Below are 24,048 nucleotides of genomic sequence, written 5' to 3' on the forward strand. Positions count from 1 at the left end.
GAAATATCAATTTCAGTTACGATTGCTCCCAACTTTTTGAATAATTTTCGAGCTGAGCCGACATAACCGGTGTAGCCTTCATGCAGTGAAGCTGTTGGAATAAATGCGACTTTCTTATTTTCAATTTCTTCCTTTATCAGACTTCCTACACTTGAAAAGTGCGAACATAAAAATAGTTTCATCAATATTCTCCTTTATAAATTCCGATTTACCGCACCTTCATTATACCACACAGTCCCAACCAAGTCAATCCACAACCAAAATCACCGACACAGCCCCCTCCGCACCGGCTTTTTTGTGGCGAAATGCAGAATTTTCACAAAAACCTTGTAATCTTCACAGCTTTGGTGTATAATGAAAGAGTATTTGCGGAACAAACAGCGATTGTGCGACCGATTTGTTCCGCCAAACCAAGGAAACAAAAAGGAGTCTTTCCCATGAATTTTAACATTGCATTGCTTCGGGGCGACGGTATCGGTCCGGAGATCGTAGACAGTGCTGTGGCTGTTCTCCACAAGATCGGCGAGAAATACGGTCACACCTTCACCTGCACCCCGTACCTGATTGGCGGCTGTGCGATCGATGCCACCGGCATTCCCCTGCCGAAAGAAACCATTGACGGCTGTCTGGCAAGCGACAGCGTCCTGCTGGGTGCTGTCGGCGGTGCAGTCGGTCACAACAAGTGGGATCAGATGCCGCCGCATCTCCGACCGGAAAAGGCTCTGCTGGGAATTCGTGAGGCTCTGGGACTGTTCACCAACCTGCGTCCGGCAAAGCTGTATCCGGCTCTGAAAGGCGACTGCCCCCTGCGGGAAGACATCGTGGCAAAGGGCTTCGACATCATGATGGTTCGTGAACTGACCGGCGGCATCTACTTCGGCGAACGGGGCAGACGCGAGGGCAAGTACGGCGAAGAAGCATATGACACCGAGTGCTACAGCAAAATGGAAGTAGAGCGTATCGCACGCGTGGCTTTTGAGACTGCACAGAAGCGGAACAAGAACGTCATCAGCATCGACAAGGCAAACGTTCTGGAAAGCTCCCGTCTGTGGCGTGAAGTCGTTCACGAAGTGGCAAAGGATTATCCGGACGTCACCCTCACCGATATGCTGGTAGACAACGCAGCCATGCAGCTGGTCAAGAATCCCAGACAGTTTGACGTAGTTGTCACCTCCAATATGTTCGGCGACATTCTGTCCGATGAAGCTTCCCAGATCACCGGTTCTATCGGTATGCTACCGTCGGCTTCTCTGGGTGCCACCAAGCGTGGCATGTACGAGCCGATCCACGGTTCTGCACCAGATATTGCCGGACAGAACAAGGCAAACCCCATCGCAACCATTCTCTCCGCAGCCATGATGCTCCGCTACTCCTTCGACCTCATGGACGAGGCACAGGCAATCGAAGACGCTGTGGACGCATATCTGAATGCAGGCTACCGCACTGCCGATCTGGCTGGCGAGGGCGTAACACCGCTGTCCTGCACCGAATGCACCGAAAAGATCATTGCACTGCTGAAGTAAGCAGTATTCTTATAAAAATAGTCGAAAGAGATGACCCATATGACTCCCAGAGAAGAAATCGGATACGGGCTGGATGCCCTTGTCATTTTCCGCAGTTTACAGCAGGATCCGGTGCTTCGTGCACTGATGCAGTTCTGCCACACTGACAAGGAAAATACCCCCGCACAGATCCGCTTTTACAGTGCCATGGTTTCCGCCCTGTATGAACGGGCAGACGACCTCACCGGCTATCTGGAACAGATCGTTCTGGAACACGAAAACGTTTATGTCCAGCGTGCCGGTGCCGGCGAAACCATTTCGCAGAACATGGAAACCTGCCTGCACACAGAATTGAAATTGCTGAACCGCATTGCAATGCTCACCCCTGCCATGATTCAGGCAGAGATGCAGACCAGCATTCCCCTGCCGGCATGGCAGACCCACAAGACCGATCTGGACAAGCTCTACACCCAGCGTGTAGCGGAGATCGGCAAGCACGGCTACGGCATCTATGCACGGCACCACATGTTCACCGTCGGAGCAAGCGGCGAGTTGGTTCCGGTGCAGTATCCTGACCCCATTTCTCTGGAACAAATGGTGGGATACGAACGGGAACGCGGCATTGTGGTAGAGAATACCAAGGCACTCCTTGCAGGAAAATACGCCTCCAACGTCCTCCTCGCCGGAGATGCCGGCACGGGAAAATCTGCAACTGTCAAGGCAATTGCCAACGCGTTCAAAGACGACGGACTGCGGCTGATCGAACTGAACAAAGACCAACTGTGCTACATTCCCCAGATCATGGATCACCTGTGCAAAAATCCGCTGAAGTTTATCCTCTTTATTGACGACCTCACATTCTCCGAGGACGACCCCAACTTTGGCACGCTGAAAGCGACTCTGGAGGGCAGCATTGCCGCCAGAATGCGGAATACCGTCATCTACGCCACCAGCAACCGGCGGCATCTGGTCAAGGAAACCTTTGACGACGGCAGCGACAAGCACTCCAACGACACCGTACAGGAACGCATCTCCCTGTCGGAACGATTTGGCATCACAATTACCTACAGCCGCCCGCAGAAGAACCTGTATCTGGAGATCGTCCACGCTCTGGCAGAACAGAACGGTCTGGACATCACCATGGAGGAACTGGACGCACAGGCAGAACAGTTCGCCCTCCAGAAAAGCGGCAGAAGTGCCCGTGCTGCAAAGCAGCTGATCGACCAGCTGCTGACACAGCGTTCTTAATATGATTATGGAAAGGAAGTCCTATCCATGCTGACATTGGATAAAATCTATCAAGCAAGCCACGTGCTCCGGAGCGTGATCCGGAAAACGGATCTGATTCAGGCACCGAAACTCTGTCCGGACTGCAATCTGTTTCTCAAGACAGAGAACCTGCAGGTCACCGGTTCTTTCAAGGTTCGCGGTGCCTATTACATGATGTCCCAGCTGACAGAAGAAGAAAAGGCACGGGGTGTCATCGCCTGCTCTGCCGGCAACCACGCACAGGGTGTGGCTCTGGCTGCGGCAAAGAACCACATGAAGGCTCTCATCTGCCTGCCGGACGGTGCTCCGATCTCCAAGGTAGAAGCTACCAAGAGTTACGGTGCAGAGGTCTGCATGGTCAAGGGTGTCTATGACGATGCCTACAACAAGGCTGTAGAGCTCCAGAAGGAACACAACTACACTTTTGTACACCCCTTCGACAACGAAAACGTCATTGCCGGACAGGGCACCATCGGTCTGGAAATTCTGGATCAGATGGCAGACGTGGACGCAGTGATCGTGCCGATCGGCGGCGGCGGACTGATCTCCGGCGTGGCATTTGCCATTAAGCAGCTGAACCCGAATATCAAGGTTTACGGCGTACAGGCAAGCGGTGCACCCAGCATGTACGAGTCCATTCACAACGATAAGATCACCTGTCTGGACTCCGTTTCCACCATTGCCGACGGTATCGCCGTCAAGGAACCGGGGCCTCACACTTTCGAGTATGTCAAGAAGTATGTGGACGACATTGTGACTGTGACCGACGACGAGATCTCCGCTGCAATTCTGGCTCTGATCGAAAAGCAGAAGCTGATCGCAGAGGGTGCCGGTGCAGCATCTGTGGCTGCGGCAATGTTCCACAAGGTTCCCGTAGAGGGCAAGAAAGTGGTTTGTCTGGTTTCCGGCGGCAACATCGACGTGACTATTCTGTCCCGTGTCATCAAGCGTGGTCTGCTGATGTCCGGCAGAAGCTGCATGCTCAACATTGAACTGCTGGACAAGCCGGGTCAGCTGAAAGATGTTTCCCGCATCATCGCCGATCTGGGCGGCAACGTCATCTCCATTCACCATGAACGTGCCAACGAGGGCAGCGACATCAACGGCTGCTTCCTGCGGATCACCATGGAAACCAGAGATTACGCACACATTCAGGAGATCCGCAGTGCCCTCATGGAAGCAGGATTCCATCTGGTGGACTAAAATAAGGCAATACCGCACAAAGAGCGTCTGGCGACTTTGCACGCCATCTGCTTGCAAATTTTCCGTCATATTTCACAAAAATGCTCGTGAATACATCAAGTATTCACTCCGCTTTTTGTTTCATCTGACGAAAAATTTGACGACGCATCTGTCGCACAATCTTTGTGCGGTATTGCCTAAGAAATCCCTATTTTTTGAAAAGAGGTTTTTATCATGGATACCATTTATACCAAAAACGCACCAAACGCAATCGGTCCGTATTCACAGGCTGTCAAAATCGGTGATATGCTGTACACTTCCGGTCAGATTGCCATCAATCCGGCGACCGGCAATGTAGAAGCAGCTGACATCGTGGGACAGTCCAAGCAGGTCATGGCAAACCTGAAAGCCGTTCTGGAAGCCGCAGGCACCAGCTTCGACAAGGTTGTCAAGACGACTTGCTTCCTCAAGGACGTAGCACGGGATTTCGGTGCATTCAATGAAGTGTACGCCGAAGCCATGGGCGATGCAAAGCCGGCAAGAAGCTGTGTTGGCGTAGCAGACCTGCCCAAGGGTGTGCTGGTAGAAGTTGAAGTTATCGCGGCTCTGTAAGCGGTAGGCTTCACGCAAAGAGAAATGAGAAGCGGAGAACGTTTTTTAGACGTTCTCCGCTTTTTTGTCATTATCGATTGCCTTTGGGATAAGGCTTTTTCTCATCTGTTCGCCCCATGAGATAATCTACACTTACCCCATAAAAATCTGCAAGGGCATTCAGCGATTCCAAAGGGATTTCTCTTGTTCCCAGTTCATATCTGGAATATGTCACCTGCGAGCAGTGCAGGTAATCTGCAATGTCTTTTTGATATAAATCCATATCTTCCCGTAAATCACGAAGCCGCTGTAACAACAAGTTCTTTTCCTCCGTTTTTTACTCATTATATGCCAAACCAAAACGGTATATTGACTTATAAACCAAATTGGTATATAATGAAGCAAAAAGGAGGTTTTCCCATGACAAATTACAAAAGACCTTACTTCCGGTTATTCTGTGCCGTCTGTGACACCATTGATGCACTGGAACAAACAGCCGCTTCGAAAAACTGCCCCGAAACCACTGCCAAACTTCTTTCAGAACAGGCGAAGCAGTTGCGAAAAGTCACACAGGAAACAGAGAAACTGGTCATTGGCAGCGATTCCTAACGTTTTTACCGGCTCTTTTTTTCCGCAAAACGCTTGTAATTTCCGCTGAAATATCGTACAATAAAAATATACACAAGCATTTTCCAGCTAAAAACGTCAGGAAACCAGCATCTATCCAGCAGCAGTACATACGCTGCTGCAAAAGGGGAAGCACATGAATCAAAAAACAAAACATTTTCTAATTGGATTAGCTTTGTCCGTTTGTTTATTTCTCACATTAGTATTGGTTGTATCTTGTTACGATAATGTCGCTTTCAAATATGAAACAAAATACATAGAATCCGAAATAAATCGAACTATCTGCGTTGAAAATGAACGCATAAGATGCACATATCCGTCTTATCACAAGGGAAGTAACAAAATTGAGATGTATTTTGAAATTCATGATGAAACTCATGGTCAAGAAAAAGAAGGCGAATTAGAAAGAATGTGTGAGATCGCGGACTATATATCCCGATATATCAAAAACAATCCCGAATCTTTTTTATGCGGAAAAAAAATCACCCTCAGTTCTGAAAGCTGTGACCGGTTAGGCGATGTAAAAATTTGTAACTTTGATCCTGAAACAGACGAAACCTTTTCCAGTTCAGAACAGTTTCACTATGGGTATTTTGACGGATACTTCTATCCCAAGGAAGATTTTTCCCTGTCCAAGCTAGAAAGATTTGATTGGTTCGAAATACTAGAGTTTACAGATATGACAAACGATAACGCTTCCAGTTTGCTCCATTTTCCGCAGTTAAAAGAAATTCGCTGTGAGCGTGATTTTTTCACAACGACAGAACAAGAACGATTTCGATCTAAGGATATTTTCCTGTCTTTTATAGAAATCTAAAATTTCACAAATTTGGTTCCCTTTTTTGAGTGAGGCTTGATCTTACATGGAGAGCGGCAACAGAATCGCACCCTATCTTTTTTCCGCAAAACGCTTGTAATTTCCGCTGAAATATTGTATAATGAAAGCTATAGGAATCTGCCCTGCGGGTTTCAATTTATCAAAAGGAGTTTTTACCATGTACGCAAATATGATGGACACCATTGGTTTTGTTTCCCAGTTCGATCCGGAAGTCGGACAGGCAATGAATGAGGAGCTGGGTCGCCAGCGTCGGAATCTGGAACTGATCGCCAGCGAGAACCTGGTTTCTCCGGCAGTTATGGCTGCTATGGGTTCTGCCCTCACCAACAAGTATGCAGAAGGTCTGCCCCACAAGCGGTACTACGGCGGCTGCGAATATGTAGACGTAGTAGAGGAAATCGCTATCGAACGTGCCTGCAAGCTGTTCGGTGCCAAGTATGCCAATGTACAGCCCCATTCCGGTGCACAGGCAAACACTGCTGTATACTTCGCACTGCTCCAGCCGGGCGATACGGTTATGGGCATGAGCCTGGCACACGGCGGCCACCTGACACACGGTTCTCCGGTCAACATCTCTGGCAAGTACTTCAACTTCGTTCCCTATGAACTGGGCGATGATGAATATATCGACTACGACCGTGCCGAGGCTCTGGCAAAGGAAGTCAAGCCGAAGCTGATCGTTGCCGGTGCAAGTGCATATCCCCGCATCATCGACTTCAAGCGTCTGTCCGAGATCGCAAAGTCTGTAGGAGCATACCTCATGGTAGACATGGCTCACATCGCCGGTCTGGTTGCCGCAGGCGTTCACCCGTCGCCGGTACCCTATGCCGACATCACCACTACCACCACCCACAAGACTCTCCGCGGTCCGAGAGGCGGTCTGATCCTGACCAACGACGAGGAACTGGCAAAGAAGATCAACAAGGCAGTATTCCCCGGCACACAGGGCGGCCCGCTGATGCATGTGATCGCAGCAAAGGCTGTCTGCTTCGGTGAAGCACTGAAGCCGGAATTCCAGACCTACGGCAAGACTGTTGTTGCAAACGCTTCCGCACTGGCTGACGGCTTGATGCAGCGTGGATTCCGTCTGGTATCCGGCGGCACAGACAACCACCTGATGCTGGTAGACCTGCGTCCTTTCGGCGACCTCACCGGTAAGGAATTCGAACGCCGTCTGGACGAAGTGTTCATCACCGTCAACAAGAATGCAATCCCCAACGACCCGCAGAAGCCGTTCGTTACCAGCGGTATCCGCGTAGGTACACCGGCAGTTACTACCCGCGGTTTGCAGCCGGCAGATATGGAAATTATTGCACAGGCAATGTACCTCGCCGCTTCCGACTTCGAGAACAAGGCAGAGGAAGTTCGCGAGAGTGTCTGCGAGCTGTGCAAGAAGTACCCGCTGTACGAATAAACCATGCACACACCCCTTGCAGATCAGATTCGCCCCAGCACGCTGGACGATGTGGTAGGACAGCGGCAGCTGCTCGCCGCCGGAAAGCCTCTGCGGCGAATTATTGAAAGCGGAAAAATCCCCAACATGATCTTCTATGGTCCCTCCGGCGTGGGGAAAACCACCGTTGCCCGCATCATTGCGGACAGCACCTCGATGACACTGCACAAGCTGAACGGCACCTCTGCCTCGACGGCGGATATTCGCGACGTGGTGGCAGAAGTGGGCACCTTTTCCGGCATGAACGGCATTCTCCTCTATCTGGACGAGATCCAGTATTTCAACAAGAAACAGCAGCAGCTGCTTCTGGAATACATGGAAAACGGGCAGATCACCCTGATCGCCTCCACCACGGAGAACCCCTACTTTGCCGTGTACAACGCTCTCATCAGCCGTTCCACCGTGTTTGAGTTCAAGCCGGTTCCGCCGGAGGAACTGGAACGTGCTGTTGCCCGTGGTTTCCGCTGTATGGAACAACAGCTGGGCGAAACAATTCACCTGTCAGACGGTGTCTGCGGCTGGATCGCACGGGGCTGCGGCGGCGATGTCCGCAAAGCCATGAACACGGTGGAACTGATCGTGCTGTCCGGTGAACACACCGAAAACGGCATTGTCATTTCCGATGAACTGGCACAGGAACTGACGCAACGCAGCAACATGCGATACGATCGGGACAACGACCAGCACTATGATCTGCTGTCTGCCCTGCAAAAGTCCATTCGCGGCTCCGACGAAAATGCAGCCCTGCACTATACGGCAAGACTGCTGGCGGCAAATGATTTGCTGTCCGTCTGCCGGCGGCTGCTGGTCATTGCGGCAGAAGACGTGGGGCTGGCATATCCGCAGGCAATTGTCATCACAAAGGCATGCGTGGACAGTGCCCTCCAGCTGGGGCTGCCCGAAGCCCGTATTCCCATTGCAGAAGCCGTGGTGCTCCTCGCCACTTCGCCAAAGTCTAACAGTGCCTACGAAGCGATCAATCGGGCAATGGCAGACGTGGAAGAATATGGAGCACCGGATTTTCCGCGGCATTTACAGAATAAACATTTCGACGGGGCAGAGGCAGCTGTCCGCGGGCAGCACTACCGCTATCCCCACGACTATCCCAACCACTATGTCAAACAGCAGTACCTGCCGGATATTCTCAAGGACAAGGTCTATTACCAGTTCGGCGAGAACCGGCAGGAACAGGCCGCGGCAGCCTATCGGGAAAAAATCCTGCGGGAAGATCAGACGTAAAGATTTTAGGCAATACCGCACAAAGATTGTGCGTAAGGTGCCCTAGATTCGGCGGGACAGATGCTCCAACGCCATGTCATACAGACCTGACGGCTTGACTTCACGCCGGATTAGGTCATTGGCAAAGCGGATCGTCTGTTCCAGACTGCCGGAAAAGTCGGGAATGCTCTGGCGTTCTTCGGTGTACAAGTCCTCCAGCATGATTCCATAGGTGGGCTGCCGGATTCCCTGCCGCACGATGCTGCCGGCAGTGACACGGTAGACCACACGGTTGCTGCTGTAGACTTCCATATAAACAATGAGTTCCGCGGGGCGGGACTGGGAACGGGTTTTCAACTTCGTTTTCATTTTGTATGCTCCTGTTCTGGTAAATAGAATCTTTTTCTCTGGGCAGTGCTGCATTTTGCAGCAGATGTTCCTTCTGTCTACCAGTATAACATTTCTCCGCGAAAATGAAAAGGCTGAAAAGCCACGTGTTTTGTCGAAATTTTGAGAAAACACAGGGAAAAAGACAACATCGCACAAGGTCGACAGCAAAGCTTTTTGCAGCGTTTTCCCAGACTTTTCCGCGAAGTGAAACGAAGCAGACACATTGCAACTGCAATACGTTAAAAATGCTGTGCTGTCCATGTAAAATCCACAAGATTCCTGCGGTTACAGTCGGAAATCTTTGTCGGAAATGCGACTAGACGAACACACATGATGTTGCTATAATAGAGAAACATGCTTTTTCGAAAGGGGATCTCTGTTATGACAAAAGATATGACTGCGGGGAAACCGCTGGGGCTGATCTTACGCTTCTGCGGTCCCATGGTGTTTGGCAACATTTTGCAGCAGTTGTACAGCATGGTAGATACGGTCATCGTGGGACGCTATCTGGGTGCCAGTGCCTTGGCAGGCGTGGGTGCCACCGGTGCTATCAGCTTTCTGGTGGTGGGATTTGCCACCGGCATCTGCACGGGGCTTTCCATTCCTGTGGCACAGGCGTTCGGTGCCGGCGACTACCAGAACATGCGGAAAAATATTGCTAACTCCTATTATTTAGGTGCACTGATCGGCGTACTTCTGACCATTCTCACCATGATCGGCACAGGAACGATCCTGCACTGGATGAAAACGCCGGACGATATTTATCAGTATTCCTACGATTATATCATTGTCATTTTCGGCGGCATTCTCACCTCGGTGCTGTACAACAGCCTTGCGGCGATTCTCCGTGCCGTCGGTGACAGCAAGTCCCCGATCTTGTTCCTCGCCATTTCGTCTGTTTTGAATATCGTTCTCGATCTGGTATTTCTGGTGGGACTGCACTCTGGCGTTGCTGGTGCCGGCTATGCCACTGTCATTTCACAGGGTATCTCCGGACTGCTCTGCCTGTTTTACCTGTACAAAAAATTCGAGATCATGCGGTTTCAGCAGGGAGAATGCAGACTGGAACTGAAGCGGTGCAGCCGGCTGCTGTCCATTGGTCTGCCGATGGCACTACAGTTTTCCATTACGGCGATCGGTTCGATCATTCTGCAAACCTCTGTCAACTCCCTCGGCTCGCTGGCAGTCACCAGTGTCACTGCCGCACAGAAGATCTGTGCCATTGTCATGGGCCCGCTGGAATCGCTTGGCATCACAATGGCAACCTTCTGCGGACAGAATCTGGGTGCCAAAAAGTTTTACCGGATCCGCGACGGCATTCGCCTGAGCATGTACGTTTCCATGTGTTACTGTGCATTCTGCATTGCTTTCCTGTGGATTCTGGGAAAATACACCGCATACCTGTTCCTCGATCCCTCTGAAACAGAAGTCATTCAGCTGGCAGTACAGTACATGCGTCTAAATGCGATCTTCTATCCGGTGCTGGGCGTGCTCTTTATCCTGCGGAATTCCCTGCAGGGCATGGGCTACAGCCTGATGCCGATGATGGCAGGTGTCAGCGAACTGGCGGCACGGTCGCTGGTCTGCTTCGGCTTTGTTCCCACCTTTGGCTACATGGCTGCCGTCATGGCAAGTCCGGTGGCGTGGATCTTCGCCGACGTACTGCTGATCACCGTTTACTTTGTGGACATGCGAAAGCTGAAACGGCAGCTGCTCCCTGCGGAGGCTGCGGTTTCGGCGTGAGAACATTAAGGAAACACACCCCAAGAAAGGATACTTTTATGAAAAAATTCATCTCACTGATCAGTGCAGCGGTGTTCTCTGCAACACTGGTGCTGCCGCAGACGCTGGCTTTTTCCGCTGCGGCAGAAGAATCTGCACTGGAAGAAAGCACTGTCTTTGATGCAGCGGCAGCCGAAGCCAACCCGTTTCAGGCAACCGGCACCGCCAACACCCTGCCCTATCAGCTGCGTTTCGTACCGGAACGGAATTTCGTCACGGCAGAAGAAGTTGCCGCCGGCGACGTGGTCATTCCGGCAGCTGTGTATATCTCCGGCAGTACTGCCAACCGCTTCGGCTCCGTTATGGTAAAGTACGATGCGTTCCGCAACGATGAAAAAACTGACAGCGTTTACTTCTCCGGCATCTCCACCGGCGACAACGCTCACCGGACTTCGGAAAAGAAAACCTATAACAGCAGTCAGGGCACGTTCACCACGGACTATGTGCCGTACTGCTTCGGCTCTGTTTATGATGACGAATACGACAGCAATTCTCCGATGTTCACCACCAGAGAATATGCCTGTGACCCGATCTTCGGCTCGACGATCACCAGTGCCGGAAAGAACAAGATCAAGTTTAACGCCTCGTTCTACAACAGTGCAGACGAACGCAAAAACGGCGTGAAAAAGACCAACAAGGATTTCATTGCAGATGTGACAGTGGACGAGAACGGCAACGGCGTGTACTCCTATGACTACATCGACCAGAGTTCGTTCCAGACCATTACCAAGACGGCGACACTCCCCCGCTACAATCCGGACACACCGGAAGGCGAAAAGCTGCCGGATACCTGCAACAGCGTCATGTGGGTCGCTGGTACCAGCCAGCTGAAGGACGGTGCCGAATTCCTCGGCAGCACTTCTGACGAATTCCCGCTGTTCCATGTCAATATCGTTATCTCCAAGGGCACTGCTTCCGGCATATATGACGTGCAGTTCCTGACACGGGAAACTGTCGGTGCCAACGAGGCTCCCACCCAGCTTACCAGCAACAAGAGCAAGGAATTCCCCACTGAACTGGTGGGCACTTCCATTGCAGTAGGCGTGGACAGCGTTGCTGTTACCGATTCCCAGCAGGATAACGTACAGTTCTACACGGACAGCAACACCAACATCATTCGTGCGACAGACTTTGCAAGCAAGATCCTTGCAGACGTGACCTATACCGACGGCACCACAGAATCTGATGTGGACATCACCCGTCTGGTGGACTGCTACGGTGCAACGCCGAAGGAACTCTACGATAAACAGGCAAAGAACGGTTTCTTCTCCTCTCCCAACATGCCCCTGTACTATAACGGCAAACTGCTGAAGTGGAAGACTACCGACAAGAACGTGACACAGAACATCATGGTAGGCAAACGCGGCGACCTGAACTTTGACGGCGGCGTAGACTCCACTGATATTTTCTACCTGTCCCTCTACATTGCCCAAAAGGCTGTCGGTATGAAAACCACTCTGTATACCGGTACTTCCACCGATGCCAACATGGAGGATTTTGCATTCTACCTCATGGACTTCGACACACTGGGACAGACCAGCACGGCAGCTCTGGACAGTACAGACATTTATTATCTCCTCCTGTACGTTGCAAACCGTGCAGTAGGCAACCACATCGCCTGGGATTCTTTCGTCCTGTAAGCTGATCCTTTTATAAGGCAATACCGCACAAAGAGCGTCTGGCGACTTTGCACGCCATCTGCTTGCAAATTTCCCGTCATATTTCACAAAAATGCTCGTGAATACATCCAGTATTCACTCCGCTTTTTGTTTCATCTGACGAAAAATTTGACGACGCATCTGTCGCACAATCTTTGTGCGGTATTGCCTTAACAACCTACAAATAAAAACGCTGACTTGCATGGTACAGTCAGCGTTTTTTGCGTGTTTCGCATCTGTTTTGCTCTTCGAAAAAGTAAAATGCCCGTCTGAGGGAGCAGACGGGCATTTTAATAAGGGGATTTTTATGAAAAAAATTTTTAAGAAAGGATACTTATATTATACTCATGCCTACCCCCTCTGTCAACAGTTTTCAAGATAATTTACAATTATTTCACATTTGAAATGTGCTGCCTCAAACTAGTCCGTCTGTTTTGCATGGGATGATCTGCACAAAGTAAAACGCTCGCCTGAGGGAGCAGACGAGCGTTTTAGTAAGGGGATTTTTATGAAAAAAATTTTTAAGAAAGGATACTTATATTATACCCCTGTCTACCCCTTCTGTCAACAGAATTACAGATTGTTTACATTAATTCTATATAAGAAATACAAATAGGTGCAACATTTTCGTGTTGGAAATATTAGGAATTGGAATCCGTGGTTTCTTCCGGCATATGTACGTCCATTTGCGGATACGGAATAGAGATACCGTGGCTGTCGAACGCCTTTTTCACGTTCTCCAGCAGCCGGTAGTGCAGCTGCCAGTAGTTTTCGCTCTTGGTCCACACCTGCAATTGCAGCACCACAGCACTGTCGTCGTGACTGAACACCACCACTTTCGCTTCCGGTTCTGCCAAAGCCTCCGGAGCCGCCTGCACCTGCTCCAGCAGTACCTTGCGGGCAGCATCAATATCGTCCTCATAGCTGATGCCGAAGTTCAGGTCTACGCGGCGGGTATCCTTGTCTGTGTAGTTGATGATCTTGCCGCTGGCGACTACGCCGTTTGGGATAAAAACGGTCTTGTTGTCCGCAGTGACAATGCGGGTGTAGAGAATGGTAATGGCTTCTACCTTACCCGTCACGCCGTCAGCTTCAATGGTGTCCCCCTCTTTCAGCGGCTTGGAGAACAAAATGATAAAACCGCCTGCCAGATTGGAAAGACTGTCTTTCAGGGCAAGACCGACTGCTACGCCGGCAGACGCGATCACGGCAACAATGGAATCCATGGGCACGTCCAGAATAGACAGAGCAATGACGATCAGCAGCACATACAGTACGATCTTGGCAACGGAACGAATGAAACTGGACATGATGCCGTCCATGTTGGAACGGTTGAATGCCCGCTTCAGGATCCGCATGATCTGTTTTACCAGAAAAAAGCCGATCAGCAAAAACAGTATGGCAAAGATCAGGGACGGCAGCTTGTCCAGAATAGGCTGAAAAATTTTGTTCAGTATGCCGGAAGTCTGCTTTACTTCTTCCCCTACAGTGTCCACCATGTTCTGTACGACAGGTGCCAGATCTGTGGTATCTGTGGCAACCGCAGAAGAAGCCGTCCAGAAGGCAGAGCATATTCGAATTGGATTCATGTATATTTCCTCCTGTCATGTTGATATAAGTAATATTATATCGTTTTTCCGAAAAAAGGTCAAGGGCATAATTGCAGGATTCCGGAACATGCTATTCTTGTTGCAGTGTTTCCTGAATATTCCGGCACGAAAATCAATTTTCAAAAATATGTTGATTTAAATTGTGCCAAATTATGAAGTTTGACAAATGAGGCTCCCCTGAAAGGGCACCCGCAGGGCGTGCCTTGTGCTGAGCTGGCAGTGCGTAGCACTGACTGAGGGGTTCCACTTACGCCGGAAACGCCATAAAAGGATTTTACGAAAAAACCTCTCCACCGCCTAACGGCGGTCCCCCTCCCCTTTCAGGGGAGGCTATCATGAAGATTGATTTCCGTGATATTCTGGAAAGAACAGTTGACAGAATCCACTTTTTCTGGTAAGATGAATTTGAGCATATTCGCATAAAATTTTGCCGAAAAGACGTGCATGTCATTCTAAGGCAATACCGCACAAAGATTGTGCGACAGATGCGTCGTCAAATTTTTCGTCAGATGAAACAAAAAGCGGAGTGAATACTTGATGTATTCACGAGCATTTTTGTGAAATATGACGGGAAATTTGCAAGCAGATGGCGTGCAAAGTCGCCAGACGCTCTTTGTGCGGTATTGCCCTAATGTGCACACGCTCCTATTCAAGGCAGCATCATGTAAAGCTTGTTCCGGAATTCCGCAGGCACGGTGCTGCTCCCAATACTGCTTTTTGACAGAGAATCGAGGTCATTGCATCATGCGTCAACCACCAAAAGAATCTTCGCAATCCCTTAGCTATCATATTGCCCTCGGAGGAATCATTGCTGCACTCTGCATCGCCTGCATGTTTCTCACAGGCGTGTTTCCCATGTTCTATCTGATTTTGCCCATGCTGGCGAGTGCCTTCATCTATATCATGACGCTGGAAACCGGCGGCTACTGGGGCTTTCTGACCTATTTGTCCGTGGGACTGCTCTCCGTTTTTGTCACGCCGAACAAGGACGCTTCACTGGCATTCCTGTTCTTTTTTGGCTATTTTCCCCTGCTGCGAAACGGCATGGAACGGTTCCGCTGGAAGTTTCTCGGATTCCTGCTCCGGCTGGCAGTCTTTAATGCCGCAGTGCTGACGTTCTTCTGGGTGTCTGTCTATGTACTGGGCATGAAAGAGCTGCTGGAATCTCTGGGCGATTACGGCAAATACGGCGGCTGGATCCTGCTGGGCATTGCAAACGTTATGTTTTTCTGTTACGATTTCAGTATGGGAAGCTTTCCCGCATTGTATCGCCGATACCTGAAACCACGAATCTCTCCCGGTGCACATCGGGAGTCCTGAAACAACACTGAAAGGAGCATACACATGTCTGAAAAAAAAGAACGCATTGCTTTTTTTGACACCAAGCCTTATGACCGTGTCTGGTTCGACCAGCTGAACCAGCACTACCACATCAAATACTATGAACACAAGCTGACACCGGATTCCGTGTCACTGGCACAGGGCTGCCGTGCGGTGATCCCCTTTGTGAATGACACGCTGGACAAAACCGTTATTGACGGGCTGTGCGAAGCCGGCGTGGAAATGATCGCCCTGCGGTGTGCCGGCTACAACAACGTTGACCGGCAGGCAGCCGCCGGACGCATTGCCGTGACACGTGTCCCCGGCTATTCGCCTTATGCCGTGGCAGAATTCACCATGGGGCTGCTGCTGACACTGAACCGGAAAATTCACAAGGCATACTTCCGCACCCGTGATTTCAACTTTTCCCTGAACGGTCTGGTGGGATTCGATCTTCACGGCAGAACCGTCGGTGTGATCGGCACCGGCAAGATCGGGCAGATCTTTATCCGCATCTGCCGCGGATTCGGCATGAATGTAGTGGCATATGACCCCTATCCCCTGCCGGACGCAGACTTCCCCTATGTTTCGCTGGAAGAGCTGCTTCAGCAGAGCGACATCATCTCCCTGCACTGCCCGCTGACGGAACAGTCCAGGCACCTCATCAATGCCGACACCATTGCCCAGATGAAAGACGGCGTGTATCTGCTGAACACCTCCCGCGGCATGCTGGTAGAGAGTGAAGCACTGCTGGACGCTCTGAAAAGCGGCAAGATCGCCGGTGCCGGTCTGGACGTTTACGAGGAAGAAACGGATTTCTTCTTTGAGGACCGCTCCGATATGGTCAAGCGGGACACCCTGCTCTCCCTGCTGGTGTCCATGCCCAACGTGGTACTGACATCGCATCAGGCGTTTCTCACCAAGGAAGCCCTGCACAATATCGCACAGGTCACGCTGGAAAATCTGGACGCTTACTTCAAGGACGGCACTGTGCTGAATCCGGTGCAGTGAGAACAGGAACACGGTTCGCCGTGTTTTTACATATAGGAAACACTGAATAAAGCCCGCCTGACGGCTTTGCACGCAATCTGCTTGCAGATTTTCCGTCATATTGCCCAGAAATCCCTTGCCAGACACCAAGTCTGCCTGCGGAATTTCTGTGCAATCTGCCGAAAAATCTGACTACGCATCTTACGCACAAGCTTTATTCAGTGTTTCCTATATTACCATTCGATATATTGAAAAGGAAGAAGGAACTTTTATGCTGCCTGAAGCAGTTAAAACTTACATTCACACCCACCGGCAGGAAGCCGTAGATACCCTTTCCAAACTAATCGGCTTTCCCAGCGTTGCCACACCGCAGCCGCAGGATGGCTTTCCCTATGGCAAGCCCGCTGCCGAGGCTCTGGACTTTATGCTGGAACAGCTGTCCGCACTGGGCATGACCTGCACCAACTATGACTACCACATGGGAGCCGCTGACTGGGACGACACGCTGCCGCCGCATCTGGGAATTCTGTGCCACCTGGACGTGGTTCCGGCGGTACAGGCGAACTGGACTTCCGATCCGTTCACTGCCGAGATCCGAAACGACCGCATTTACGGCAGAGGTGCCATTGACGACAAGGGACCGGCTGTGGCAGTGCTATACGCCCTCCGTGCTATCAAAGCCGCCGGCATTCCCCTGCGGAAAAACGTCCGGTTCCTGCTGGGCTGCAATGAAGAAAACGGCTCTACCGACCTCGCCTATTATCTGGCACATGCTGCCATGCCGCCGCAGGTATTCACGCCGGACGGCAGCTATCCGATCATTCATCTGGAAAAGGGTATGCTCCGGCTGGAGTTCACCAAGCAGACCGCAGATCCCATTGTCCGTTTCTCCGCCGGCACTGCTCCCAACGCTGTTCCGGCAGATGCCTCTGTGAGCCTTTCTGCGGCGTTCTGCGGTGCAGCAGAACAGGGCAGTCAAATTACCCGCCAGGGGAACAAACTCGCCTACAAGGGCGTTGCAGCCCACGCTTCCACGCCGGAAAGCGGCGACAACGCCATTACCGGACTGCTGACCTATCTGGGCAGCGATGCCGCCTTTGCCGACTGCAAGGCTCTGGCACAGCTGTTCCCCCACGGCTGCACCGACGGCAGCGGTCTGGGCATTGCCTGTGCTGACACAGAATCCGGTGCCCTCACCTGCATTTGCAGCATGCTCCACGTAGAAAACGGCATGCTCACCGGCTGTGTTGATATTCGCTTTCCGGTCTGCACCACCAAAGAGGCAGTGCTGGAACAGGTACAGGCTGCCTTTGCCGCAAAGGGATTCCGGTGCGAAGCACGCATTCAGAGCGACCCGCATCACACCTCCAAGGACACGCCTTTTGTACAGGACTTGCTGGCAGTCTATGAGGAGCAGACCGGCACCAAAGGCGAATGTATTGCCATTGGCGGCGGCACCTATGTGCATGACATTGCCGGCGGCGTGGCATTCGGCATGGAATACCCCGACTGGGACTATCACATGCACGGGGACGACGAATTTTTGCCGCTGGAACAGCTGGAGGAAAACACCTGCATGATGGCAGCGGCAATTCTACGAATCTGCGGGGAATGAAGGCGGAATAAAGATGACAAAAAAAGCGTTAGAAAGAAAATTAAATGAGTTAAACATTGACAAACGTGCATATGACCTAAATGGCAGTCTTCCAAATGAAACATATTGCATAGAAGAATCTAATGGGAAATGGTATACTTACTATTCAGAACGCGGGAAACGCACTTCATTCAATTCGTTTGAAACAGAAGAAGAAGCATGCCAGTATTTTTTGGATTGGCTCAAGTATATTTTTCATATCTGATATAATATCAGACTTTATCTAACCCTTTTCTGTAATCATCTGTCGCTGGCATTACATGAAGAGGAAGCTTCCATGCTTTTGACCTATTTCAAAATTATCACTGGAATCTTATCTGAACACAGTCCTGTTGTAACACAACTGATCAGAAAAAGCATTCTCTACTAAAAAGGAGAGAAACCATGACACTCACACCCAACCTCATTGCCTGCCTTGCCATTGGCGGTGCAGGGATCCTGACTGCCCTGCTGTCGATCCCATTTTTCCGGCACACCGGCATGCTCCGGCGGAAATGTTCTGCCCGCACCACCGGCACCGTAGTTCGCTACCGCCTGCAACGCAGGGGCAGCGGCTGTGGTACATCGATCGCACCGGTGGTGGAATTTCAGGCGGCAGGTGAAATTTACACTGCCTACCGGCATTACAAAGGTATAGCTGTTTCCAAAAAAGTTGTCCCCATTTCAGACGGCACTGCCGGAAAAACCCGCATTGCTGTCCGGAACGACGTTTTCCACATACAGCAGACCGGAACGGTTCACAGTCTGGAAGCTGCTGCCGGAGAACTGTGGCGACTGGGCAGCACACTGCCGGTAGTCTATGACCCGAAAAATCCCAAGCGTGCCTACGTAGAACACGTGGTTTCCACCACCGGCGTGGCAGGCGTTGTACTGCTCTGTGTCGGTGTGGGACTGCTGGTGCTGGCAGCTTTGGGCGTAGCTTTATTCTAAGGCAGTGGCATCGCCCTGAAAGGACGGGATTTCTTTGATTTTTGTGACTGGAGATATACACGGCAGCCGTGACATTCAAAAGCTTTCCGCAAGCAATTTTCCCATGCAGCCGCAGCTGTCCCGCGAAGATTTTGTCATCATCTGCGGTGATTTCGGGCTGGTTTGGCAGGACTGTGCCGAAGAACGCCGCTGGCTGAACTGGCTGGAAGAAAAACCGTGGACAACCCTATGGGTGGACGGCAACCACGAGAATTTTGACCGGCTGCATACATATCCCGCCACGGAATGGCACGGCGGCAAAATCCAAAAGATCATGCCCCACGTTTTTCATCTCTGCCGCGGACAGATATTTCAGCTGGAAAACCGCCGCATCTTCACCATGGGCGGTGCAGAAAGCCGTGACAAAGAATACCGCAGGGCAGGCGTGTCGTGGTGGGCGGAAGAACTCCCCGCCGAAACGGAGTTGCAGCATGCCAGAGAGGCACTGGAGCATGTGAACTGGAATGTTGACGTGGTAATCAGCCATTGCCTTTCCACAAAAATGCAGCAAAAGCTGTTCAAAGAGTGGAATTATCCCCAGAACCGGCTGACCGATTTCTTTCAGGAGCTGGACGAAAAGCTGAATTTCCGCCTTTGGTTCTCCGGACACTATCACCTGTCCAAGCAGTGCGACCCGCGGCATGTGATCCTCTATGATGCCATTGTACAGCTGACGGAAAACGGATTTCAGCCGCAGCTTCCGCAGGAGCCGAATTCACTTTTCACCAACATTTAACCCACGGCTCCATGCCGAATTAACCTTTCTGTGGTATACTAAGGGAAACACTGAACGCAATCTGCCTGCAGTGTTTCCCTTAACGTCTGCCACAGAAAGGATTATTTTTATGAAAACCAGCAAGCAAAAACGATTTGCCGCCATTTTCGCCGGCATGCTCTGCATCAGCTGCCTGACGGCTCCATTTTCCGCAACAGCCGAAACCGCAGACACTGCCGGAGAAAACGATACCCTCGCCGCCGCGGAAGAACTGCCCCTGAATACAGCAGTTTCCGGAGAGATCTCCGCCAAGGGTGATATGGACTACTACAAGATCACCCTGCCGGAGGACGGTACGCTACAAATGGGCATGACTGCGGACTGGGTTTCAGGCTTCGGGGAATCCTATCGCGTTGCCTTTTACACCGCCGACGGCACGACCGTTTTTCAGGATGACTATGTTGCAGAGAATATACAGTTTCCGGCTGACGGTTGGAAAGCAGGTGTCTATTACTTCTCTGTAAAGCCGGAGTATGACACCTACCCACCCAAGAGTGCCTACACCCTGACGGCAAACTTCACTCCGAAAAGCCAGTGGGCTACTGACAGCAGCTACGAGTTGGAACCCAACGGCAATTTCAACACTGCCAACCCCATTGCACTGGCGACCCCCTGCAAAGGCGTTTTCAGCGATTCCAATGATGCCGACTGCTACACGTTTTCCACAGAGGAGGCGGGAAAAATTTCTGTCACACTGGAAAATCCTGACCAGAGCACTGCGAACTGCACCATAATTCTATACAATGAAGCACAGGAACCGGTGGGCAAGGCTGCCCTGCGAAACAACAGCACTTCGGTAACGATTCCGGAACAGGGATTCAACGCGGGAACATTCTACGTGCAGGTGAAGACAGACAACACCTTGACAAACAACTGGAAATATGCGGAACAATACCAGCTGACTGTGGATTTCACCCCCACCGGTGACACCTACGAGAGCGAACCCAACGATACCACCGCCAATGCCGACACTCTGCCGGTAAATGCACCTGTCACCGGAAAACTGGTTTCCGTCAACGACACCGATTTCTACAAGGTCACATTAAACAGTGCCGCACAGTTTTCCCTGACGCTGGAGCATGCCCTGCCGGACAACCTCAGCAAAAGCGGCAATGCGTGGACTGTGACCTGCTATCAGTACGACGAAAAAGCCGGTTCCCTGCGGGAAACTCCGGTGCTCACCATGCAGGCTGCACTGGAACAAACCAAGACCACCAGTGACACGGCTCTGGTTCGCGGCGGCACGTTCTATGTGAAAGTGGAAAATAAAAGCTACTCTGCTTTTTCCGATCAGGAGTACACGCTGACCATGCAGACAGAACTGCTCACCTACGAAAAGGGCGATGTCAATTCCGACGGCAGTGTGGACACACAGGATCTGTTCGAGATGCTGTACTCCTGTGCCAAGAGTTCCGCCGGCATTCGGGAGGATCTGCTGGAGGGTGCGGCTTTTCTGGCGGCAGATATTGACGAAAACGACGCACTGGATTCCACAGATATTTACTATGCATTGCTGTATATTGCACAGAAAAGTGCTGGTTTGCCCACAAGCTGGGAATCGGTAGTGCAGTAACGAATACACTCTTACGGCAATACCGCACAAAGATTGTGCGACAGATGCGTCGTCAAATTTTTCGTCAGATGAAACAAAAAGCGGAGTGAATACTTGATGTATTCACGAGCATTTTTGTGAAATATGACGGGAAATTTGCAAGCAGATGGCGTGCAAAGTCGCCAGACGCTCTTTGTGCGGTATTGCCTTACAGAAAAAGAACAGAAAAACCGGCTGTCAGATGGCTGACAGCCGGTTTTTTAGAATGCATTGTCAAATTATAAGTAAAGACAATACCGCCTTTACTTCTTTTCCGCCATTCCCAAAGCAATTGCCTTGAGGTTTGCCTCAATGAGGTGAGCACGTTTCGGCGGAATGCACTTTTCCATTGCCTTTTTCACGGTGTCCATATCAAACAGGTTGGTTTCTGCCAGCATTCTGCCCAGCAGCACCATGTTTGCCGCACCGTTCAGCCCTGCATTGGTGGCAATGTCCGTTGCCGGCAGAGAGATTGCCGTGATGTCGGTTCTCTCGCAGGTTTCCTCAACAATAGAGTTATCGAACAGCACCAGACCGTCCGGCTTGACTGCATCGATAAACTTCTTATAGGACGGGCCATTCATCGCAATGAGATAGTCCGGCGTTGTCACGACCGGAGAACCGATCGGTTCATCGGAAATACAAACGGAACAGTTAGCAGTACCACCACGCATTTCCGGACCGTAAGACGGCAGCCAGCTGAGTTCCTTGCCGGCGATCAGTCCGCAGTATGCCAGAATCTTTCCGGCAAACAGAATGCCCTGTCCGCCGAAACCAGCTAAAATGATTTCAGTTGTCATGCCTTTGCACCCTCCTCTGCGGTAACGTCCTTATATACGCCCAGCGGGTAGTAAGGAATCATCTTGTCCTTGACGAACTGCATGGACTCTGTGGGCGACATGCCCCAGTTGGTGGGACATGTGGACAGCACTTCAATGATCGACAGACCACGCTTTGCCTTTTCATTTTCGAACGCCTTGCGAATTGCCTTCTTGGCTTCGCGGATATGGGGAACGCTGTCGATCGCCACACGCTGTGCCAATGCAGTACCGCTGAGCGTTGCCATCATTTCACAGATACGGATCGGATAGCCGGCAGTTTCAACGTTTCTGCCGAACGGTGTCGTCTGTGTCACCTGTCCCGGCAGCGTGGTCGGAGCCATCTGACCGCCAGTCATGCCGTAGGTGGTGTTATTGATGAAGATCACCACGATATTTTCGCCGCGGGTACCAACATGAACGGTTTCTGCAGTACCGATCGCCGCAAGGTCACCGTCGCCCTGATAGGAAAAGACAAACTTGTCCGGATTGGTACGCTTTGCACCGGTAGCCACTGCCGGAGCTCTGCCATGGGGAGCTTCGATCACATCGCAACCGAAATAGTTATAGGACATTACCGAACAGCCTACCGGAACAACGCCGATGGTGTCGCCCTCGATGCCCATTTCGTCAATGACTTCGCAGACCAGACGGTGTACGATACCGTGACCGCAGCCCGGACAGAAGTGTGTGGAAACGTCCAGCAGGGACTTCGGATGATCAAATACAACAGCCATTATTCTGCACCTCCTGCCAGTTTTTCGATCTCCGCCAGTACTTCTGCCGGAGTGGGGATCACGCCGCCGGTTCTGCCGAAGAACGATACCGGCAGACGGCACTCTGTTGCCAGACGAACGTCATCGATCATCTGACCCATAGACATTTCCACGTCCAGAATATGAGAAGCATGCTTGGTTGCTTCGCACAGTTCTTTTTTCGGGAACGGCCACAGGGTCTTGGGACGGCACAGACCTGCCTTGATGCCCTTGCGGCGGGCAGCAGTGACAGCGGACTTGGATACACGTGCAGATGCACCATAAGCGGTAACGACGATCTCCGCATCATCACAGCAGTACAGTTCTGCATCGGTTTCGGTTTCTTCAATAATGGCGTAACGCTTGAACCGTTCCTGTACCTTTGCCTCCAGCAGCGGTGCGTCCAGATACAGAGAGTTGATGATGTGGTGTTCCCGCTTGTTGCCGTGACCATTTGCAGCCCAGTCGGACTTGTCCGGCAGCGTGGTGCGGGGTTCCGGAAATGTTACCGGCTCCATCATCTGTCCCAGCAGACCGTCTGCCAGAATCATTGCCGGCATGCGGTACTGGTCAGCCTTATCGAATGCCAGTGTCACGGTGTCCACCATTTCCTGTACGGAACATGGTGCATATACCAGAATATGAAAATCACCGTGTCCCATGGCGTGGGTCGCCTGATTATAGTCAGACTGTGCCGGCTGGATCGAGCCCAGACCCGGACCGCCACGCTGTACGTTGATGATCAGCCCCGGCAGGTCGGAACCAGCCATGTAAGAGATTCCCTCTGCCTTCAGCGAAACGCCGGGCGAGGAGGACGATGTCATGGCACGCACGCCGGTAGATGCGGCACCCAGCACCATGTTGATCGCTGCAATTTCCGACTCTGCCTGCAAAAAGACACCGCCGGATTTTTCCATACGCTTTGCCATATACGCAGACAGTTCGGTCTGCGGTGTGATCGGATAGCCAAAGAAGCACTTACAGCCGGCACGAATTGCCGCTTCTGCCAATGCCTCGTTGCCCTTCATCAGACTTCTTTCCATTGGTTATGAACCT

At 51.4% G+C, this 24,048-nt stretch carries 24 protein-coding genes; 17 read left to right on the forward strand and 7 right to left on the reverse strand.

All coding sequences use genetic code 11. The annotated features are described in order from the left end of the window. On the reverse strand, positions 1–182 hold a 182-nt coding region (locus DXB92_RS00005; RefSeq protein ID WP_181976821.1), incomplete at its 3' end, for a Type 1 glutamine amidotransferase-like domain-containing protein. A 255-nt stretch (positions 183–437) separates the two neighbouring features. Between DXB92_RS00005 and leuB the strand changes: the two genes are divergently transcribed. The 4 genes from leuB to DXB92_RS00025 all read left to right on the forward strand — a co-directional run bounded on the left by leuB (position 438) and on the right by DXB92_RS00025 (position 4,565). Further along, entirely contained in the window at positions 438–1,523 is a 1,086-nt protein-coding gene (leuB, locus tag DXB92_RS00010; RefSeq protein ID WP_117731612.1) for a 3-isopropylmalate dehydrogenase, read from the forward strand. Positions 1,524–1,562: 39 nt separating this feature from the next. Next, positions 1,563–2,750: an ATP-binding protein gene (locus DXB92_RS00015; protein ID WP_117731614.1), complete on the forward strand. Its 1,188-nt coding sequence runs from the start codon at positions 1,563–1,565 to the stop codon at positions 2,748–2,750. Between the two features lie 27 nt (positions 2,751–2,777). Then, positions 2,778–3,974, forward strand: a complete 1,197-nt coding sequence (gene ilvA / locus DXB92_RS00020) for a threonine ammonia-lyase (protein ID WP_021680355.1) — start codon at positions 2,778–2,780, stop codon at positions 3,972–3,974. 213 nt (positions 3,975–4,187) lie between these two features. Then, a complete protein-coding gene (locus DXB92_RS00025; RefSeq protein WP_277213698.1) occupies positions 4,188–4,565 on the forward strand; it encodes a RidA family protein in 378 nt (125 codons plus the stop codon). A 70-nt stretch (positions 4,566–4,635) separates the two neighbouring features. Here DXB92_RS00025 and DXB92_RS00030 read toward each other — a convergent pair whose 3' ends face one another. Next, on the reverse strand, positions 4,636–4,860 hold the full coding sequence (locus DXB92_RS00030; protein ID WP_181976855.1) for a helix-turn-helix transcriptional regulator: 225 nt from the start codon (positions 4,858–4,860) through the stop codon (positions 4,636–4,638). A 104-nt stretch (positions 4,861–4,964) separates the two neighbouring features. Here DXB92_RS00030 and DXB92_RS00035 point away from each other — a divergent pair, with 104 nt between their 5' ends. The 4 genes from DXB92_RS00035 to DXB92_RS00050 all read left to right on the forward strand — a co-directional run bounded on the left by DXB92_RS00035 (position 4,965) and on the right by DXB92_RS00050 (position 8,701). Then, complete coding sequence (locus DXB92_RS00035) at positions 4,965–5,153, forward strand: hypothetical protein (RefSeq protein WP_117731620.1); 189 nt, start codon at positions 4,965–4,967, stop codon at positions 5,151–5,153. 154 nt (positions 5,154–5,307) lie between these two features. Beyond that, positions 5,308–5,988, forward strand: a complete 681-nt coding sequence (locus DXB92_RS00040) for a hypothetical protein (RefSeq protein ID WP_117731622.1) — start codon at positions 5,308–5,310, stop codon at positions 5,986–5,988. 178 nt (positions 5,989–6,166) lie between these two features. Further along, positions 6,167–7,423 carry a serine hydroxymethyltransferase gene (gene glyA, locus DXB92_RS00045; protein WP_021680360.1) on the forward strand — a complete coding sequence of 419 codons (1,257 nt, stop codon included), beginning with the start codon at positions 6,167–6,169 and terminating at the stop codon, positions 7,421–7,423. 3 nt (positions 7,424–7,426) lie between these two features. Then, positions 7,427–8,701, forward strand: a complete 1,275-nt coding sequence (locus DXB92_RS00050) for a replication-associated recombination protein A (protein ID WP_117731624.1) — start codon at positions 7,427–7,429, stop codon at positions 8,699–8,701. Between the two features lie 42 nt (positions 8,702–8,743). Here the strand turns inward: DXB92_RS00050 and DXB92_RS00055 are convergent, their stop codons facing one another. Continuing rightward, positions 8,744–9,049, reverse strand: a complete 306-nt coding sequence (locus DXB92_RS00055; RefSeq protein ID WP_040646277.1) for a DUF6514 family protein — start codon at positions 9,047–9,049, stop codon at positions 8,744–8,746. A gap of 402 nt (positions 9,050–9,451) precedes the next feature. On the opposite strand from DXB92_RS00055, the gene DXB92_RS00060 reads away from it, so the two are divergent. Both DXB92_RS00060 and DXB92_RS00065 read left to right on the forward strand, forming a co-directional pair. Further along, complete coding sequence (locus DXB92_RS00060) at positions 9,452–10,813, forward strand: MATE family efflux transporter (RefSeq protein WP_117731626.1); 1,362 nt, start codon at positions 9,452–9,454, stop codon at positions 10,811–10,813. A gap of 38 nt (positions 10,814–10,851) precedes the next feature. Next, positions 10,852–12,492, forward strand: a complete 1,641-nt coding sequence (locus DXB92_RS00065; protein WP_117731628.1) for a hypothetical protein — start codon at positions 10,852–10,854, stop codon at positions 12,490–12,492. Between the two features lie 659 nt (positions 12,493–13,151). On the opposite strand, the gene DXB92_RS00070 is transcribed toward DXB92_RS00065, so the two are convergent. After that, entirely contained in the window at positions 13,152–14,099 is a 948-nt protein-coding gene (locus DXB92_RS00070; RefSeq protein WP_242986568.1) for a mechanosensitive ion channel family protein, read from the reverse strand. 765 nt (positions 14,100–14,864) lie between these two features. On the opposite strand from DXB92_RS00070, the gene DXB92_RS00075 reads away from it, so the two are divergent. The 7 genes from DXB92_RS00075 (at position 14,865) to DXB92_RS00105 (ending at position 21,401) form a co-directional block, all read left to right on the forward strand. Beyond that, the gene (locus tag DXB92_RS00075; protein ID WP_021680884.1) at positions 14,865–15,440 is read left to right on the forward strand and encodes a hypothetical protein; all 576 of its coding nucleotides are present in this window, start codon (positions 14,865–14,867) and stop codon (positions 15,438–15,440) included. 24 nt (positions 15,441–15,464) lie between these two features. After that, positions 15,465–16,451 carry a 2-hydroxyacid dehydrogenase gene (locus DXB92_RS00080; protein WP_117731631.1) on the forward strand — a complete coding sequence of 329 codons (987 nt, stop codon included), beginning with the start codon at positions 15,465–15,467 and terminating at the stop codon, positions 16,449–16,451. 250 nt (positions 16,452–16,701) lie between these two features. Next, positions 16,702–18,045: a Sapep family Mn(2+)-dependent dipeptidase gene (locus DXB92_RS00085; RefSeq protein ID WP_117731633.1), complete on the forward strand. Its 1,344-nt coding sequence runs from the start codon at positions 16,702–16,704 to the stop codon at positions 18,043–18,045. A 13-nt stretch (positions 18,046–18,058) separates the two neighbouring features. Then, on the forward strand, positions 18,059–18,289 hold the full coding sequence (locus DXB92_RS00090) for a hypothetical protein (protein ID WP_117731635.1): 231 nt from the start codon (positions 18,059–18,061) through the stop codon (positions 18,287–18,289). Between the two features lie 179 nt (positions 18,290–18,468). Further along, a complete protein-coding gene (locus DXB92_RS00095; protein ID WP_117731637.1) occupies positions 18,469–19,014 on the forward strand; it encodes a DUF3592 domain-containing protein in 546 nt (181 codons plus the stop codon). Between the two features lie 43 nt (positions 19,015–19,057). After that, positions 19,058–19,789 (forward strand): metallophosphoesterase family protein, encoded by a 732-nt coding sequence (locus DXB92_RS00100; protein ID WP_242986585.1) that lies wholly within the window; start codon positions 19,058–19,060, stop codon positions 19,787–19,789. Between the two features lie 109 nt (positions 19,790–19,898). Beyond that, positions 19,899–21,401, forward strand: coding sequence for a hypothetical protein (locus DXB92_RS00105; protein ID WP_117731641.1), 1,503 nt, complete (start codon positions 19,899–19,901; stop codon positions 21,399–21,401). Between the two features lie 281 nt (positions 21,402–21,682). Here the strand turns inward: DXB92_RS00105 and DXB92_RS00110 are convergent, their stop codons facing one another. Genes DXB92_RS00110 through DXB92_RS00120 form a run of 3 tightly spaced genes read right to left on the reverse strand, consistent with a single transcriptional unit; the run spans position 21,683 to position 24,035 of the window. Continuing rightward, a complete protein-coding gene (locus tag DXB92_RS00110; RefSeq protein ID WP_021680891.1) occupies positions 21,683–22,219 on the reverse strand; it encodes a 2-oxoacid:acceptor oxidoreductase family protein in 537 nt (178 codons plus the stop codon). Beyond that, positions 22,216–22,974 (reverse strand): thiamine pyrophosphate-dependent enzyme, encoded by a 759-nt coding sequence (locus DXB92_RS00115; protein ID WP_021680892.1) that lies wholly within the window; start codon positions 22,972–22,974, stop codon positions 22,216–22,218. The genes DXB92_RS00110 and DXB92_RS00115 overlap by 4 nt, the downstream gene beginning before the upstream one ends. Continuing rightward, entirely contained in the window at positions 22,974–24,035 is a 1,062-nt protein-coding gene (locus DXB92_RS00120) for a 3-methyl-2-oxobutanoate dehydrogenase subunit VorB (RefSeq protein ID WP_021680893.1), read from the reverse strand. Before DXB92_RS00120 ends, DXB92_RS00115 begins: the two co-directional genes overlap by 1 nt. Positions 24,036–24,048 lie beyond the last annotated feature (13 nt).

Source organism: Ruminococcus sp. OM06-36AC, assembly GCF_003438725.1.
GTDB classification, from domain to species: Bacteria; Bacillota; Clostridia; order Oscillospirales; family Ruminococcaceae; genus Ruminococcus_C; species Ruminococcus_C callidus.

Coding starts and splice junctions, on each gene's coding strand:
- leuB (WP_117731612.1), top strand. CDS start 438: ATGAATTTTAACATTGCATTGCTTCGGGGCGACGGTATCGGTCCGGAG.
- DXB92_RS00015 (WP_117731614.1), top strand. CDS start 1,563: ATGACTCCCAGAGAAGAAATCGGATACGGGCTGGATGCCCTTGTCATT.
- ilvA (WP_021680355.1), top strand. CDS start 2,778: ATGCTGACATTGGATAAAATCTATCAAGCAAGCCACGTGCTCCGGAGC.
- DXB92_RS00025 (WP_277213698.1), top strand. CDS start 4,188: ATGGATACCATTTATACCAAAAACGCACCAAACGCAATCGGTCCGTAT.
- DXB92_RS00035 (WP_117731620.1), top strand. CDS start 4,965: ATGACAAATTACAAAAGACCTTACTTCCGGTTATTCTGTGCCGTCTGT.
- DXB92_RS00040 (WP_117731622.1), top strand. CDS start 5,308: ATGAATCAAAAAACAAAACATTTTCTAATTGGATTAGCTTTGTCCGTT.
- glyA (WP_021680360.1), top strand. CDS start 6,167: ATGTACGCAAATATGATGGACACCATTGGTTTTGTTTCCCAGTTCGAT.
- DXB92_RS00050 (WP_117731624.1), top strand. CDS start 7,427: ATGCACACACCCCTTGCAGATCAGATTCGCCCCAGCACGCTGGACGAT.
- DXB92_RS00055 (WP_040646277.1), bottom strand. CDS start 9,049: ATGAAAACGAAGTTGAAAACCCGTTCCCAGTCCCGCCCCGCGGAACTC.
- DXB92_RS00060 (WP_117731626.1), top strand. CDS start 9,452: ATGACAAAAGATATGACTGCGGGGAAACCGCTGGGGCTGATCTTACGC.
- DXB92_RS00065 (WP_117731628.1), top strand. CDS start 10,852: ATGAAAAAATTCATCTCACTGATCAGTGCAGCGGTGTTCTCTGCAACA.
- DXB92_RS00070 (WP_242986568.1), bottom strand. CDS start 14,099: ATGAATCCAATTCGAATATGCTCTGCCTTCTGGACGGCTTCTTCTGCG.
- DXB92_RS00075 (WP_021680884.1), top strand. CDS start 14,865: ATGCGTCAACCACCAAAAGAATCTTCGCAATCCCTTAGCTATCATATT.
- DXB92_RS00080 (WP_117731631.1), top strand. CDS start 15,465: ATGTCTGAAAAAAAAGAACGCATTGCTTTTTTTGACACCAAGCCTTAT.
- DXB92_RS00085 (WP_117731633.1), top strand. CDS start 16,702: ATGCTGCCTGAAGCAGTTAAAACTTACATTCACACCCACCGGCAGGAA.
- DXB92_RS00090 (WP_117731635.1), top strand. CDS start 18,059: ATGACAAAAAAAGCGTTAGAAAGAAAATTAAATGAGTTAAACATTGAC.
- DXB92_RS00095 (WP_117731637.1), top strand. CDS start 18,469: ATGACACTCACACCCAACCTCATTGCCTGCCTTGCCATTGGCGGTGCA.
- DXB92_RS00105 (WP_117731641.1), top strand. CDS start 19,899: ATGAAAACCAGCAAGCAAAAACGATTTGCCGCCATTTTCGCCGGCATG.
- DXB92_RS00110 (WP_021680891.1), bottom strand. CDS start 22,219: ATGACAACTGAAATCATTTTAGCTGGTTTCGGCGGACAGGGCATTCTG.
- DXB92_RS00115 (WP_021680892.1), bottom strand. CDS start 22,974: ATGGCTGTTGTATTTGATCATCCGAAGTCCCTGCTGGACGTTTCCACA.
- DXB92_RS00120 (WP_021680893.1), bottom strand. CDS start 24,035: ATGGAAAGAAGTCTGATGAAGGGCAACGAGGCATTGGCAGAAGCGGCA.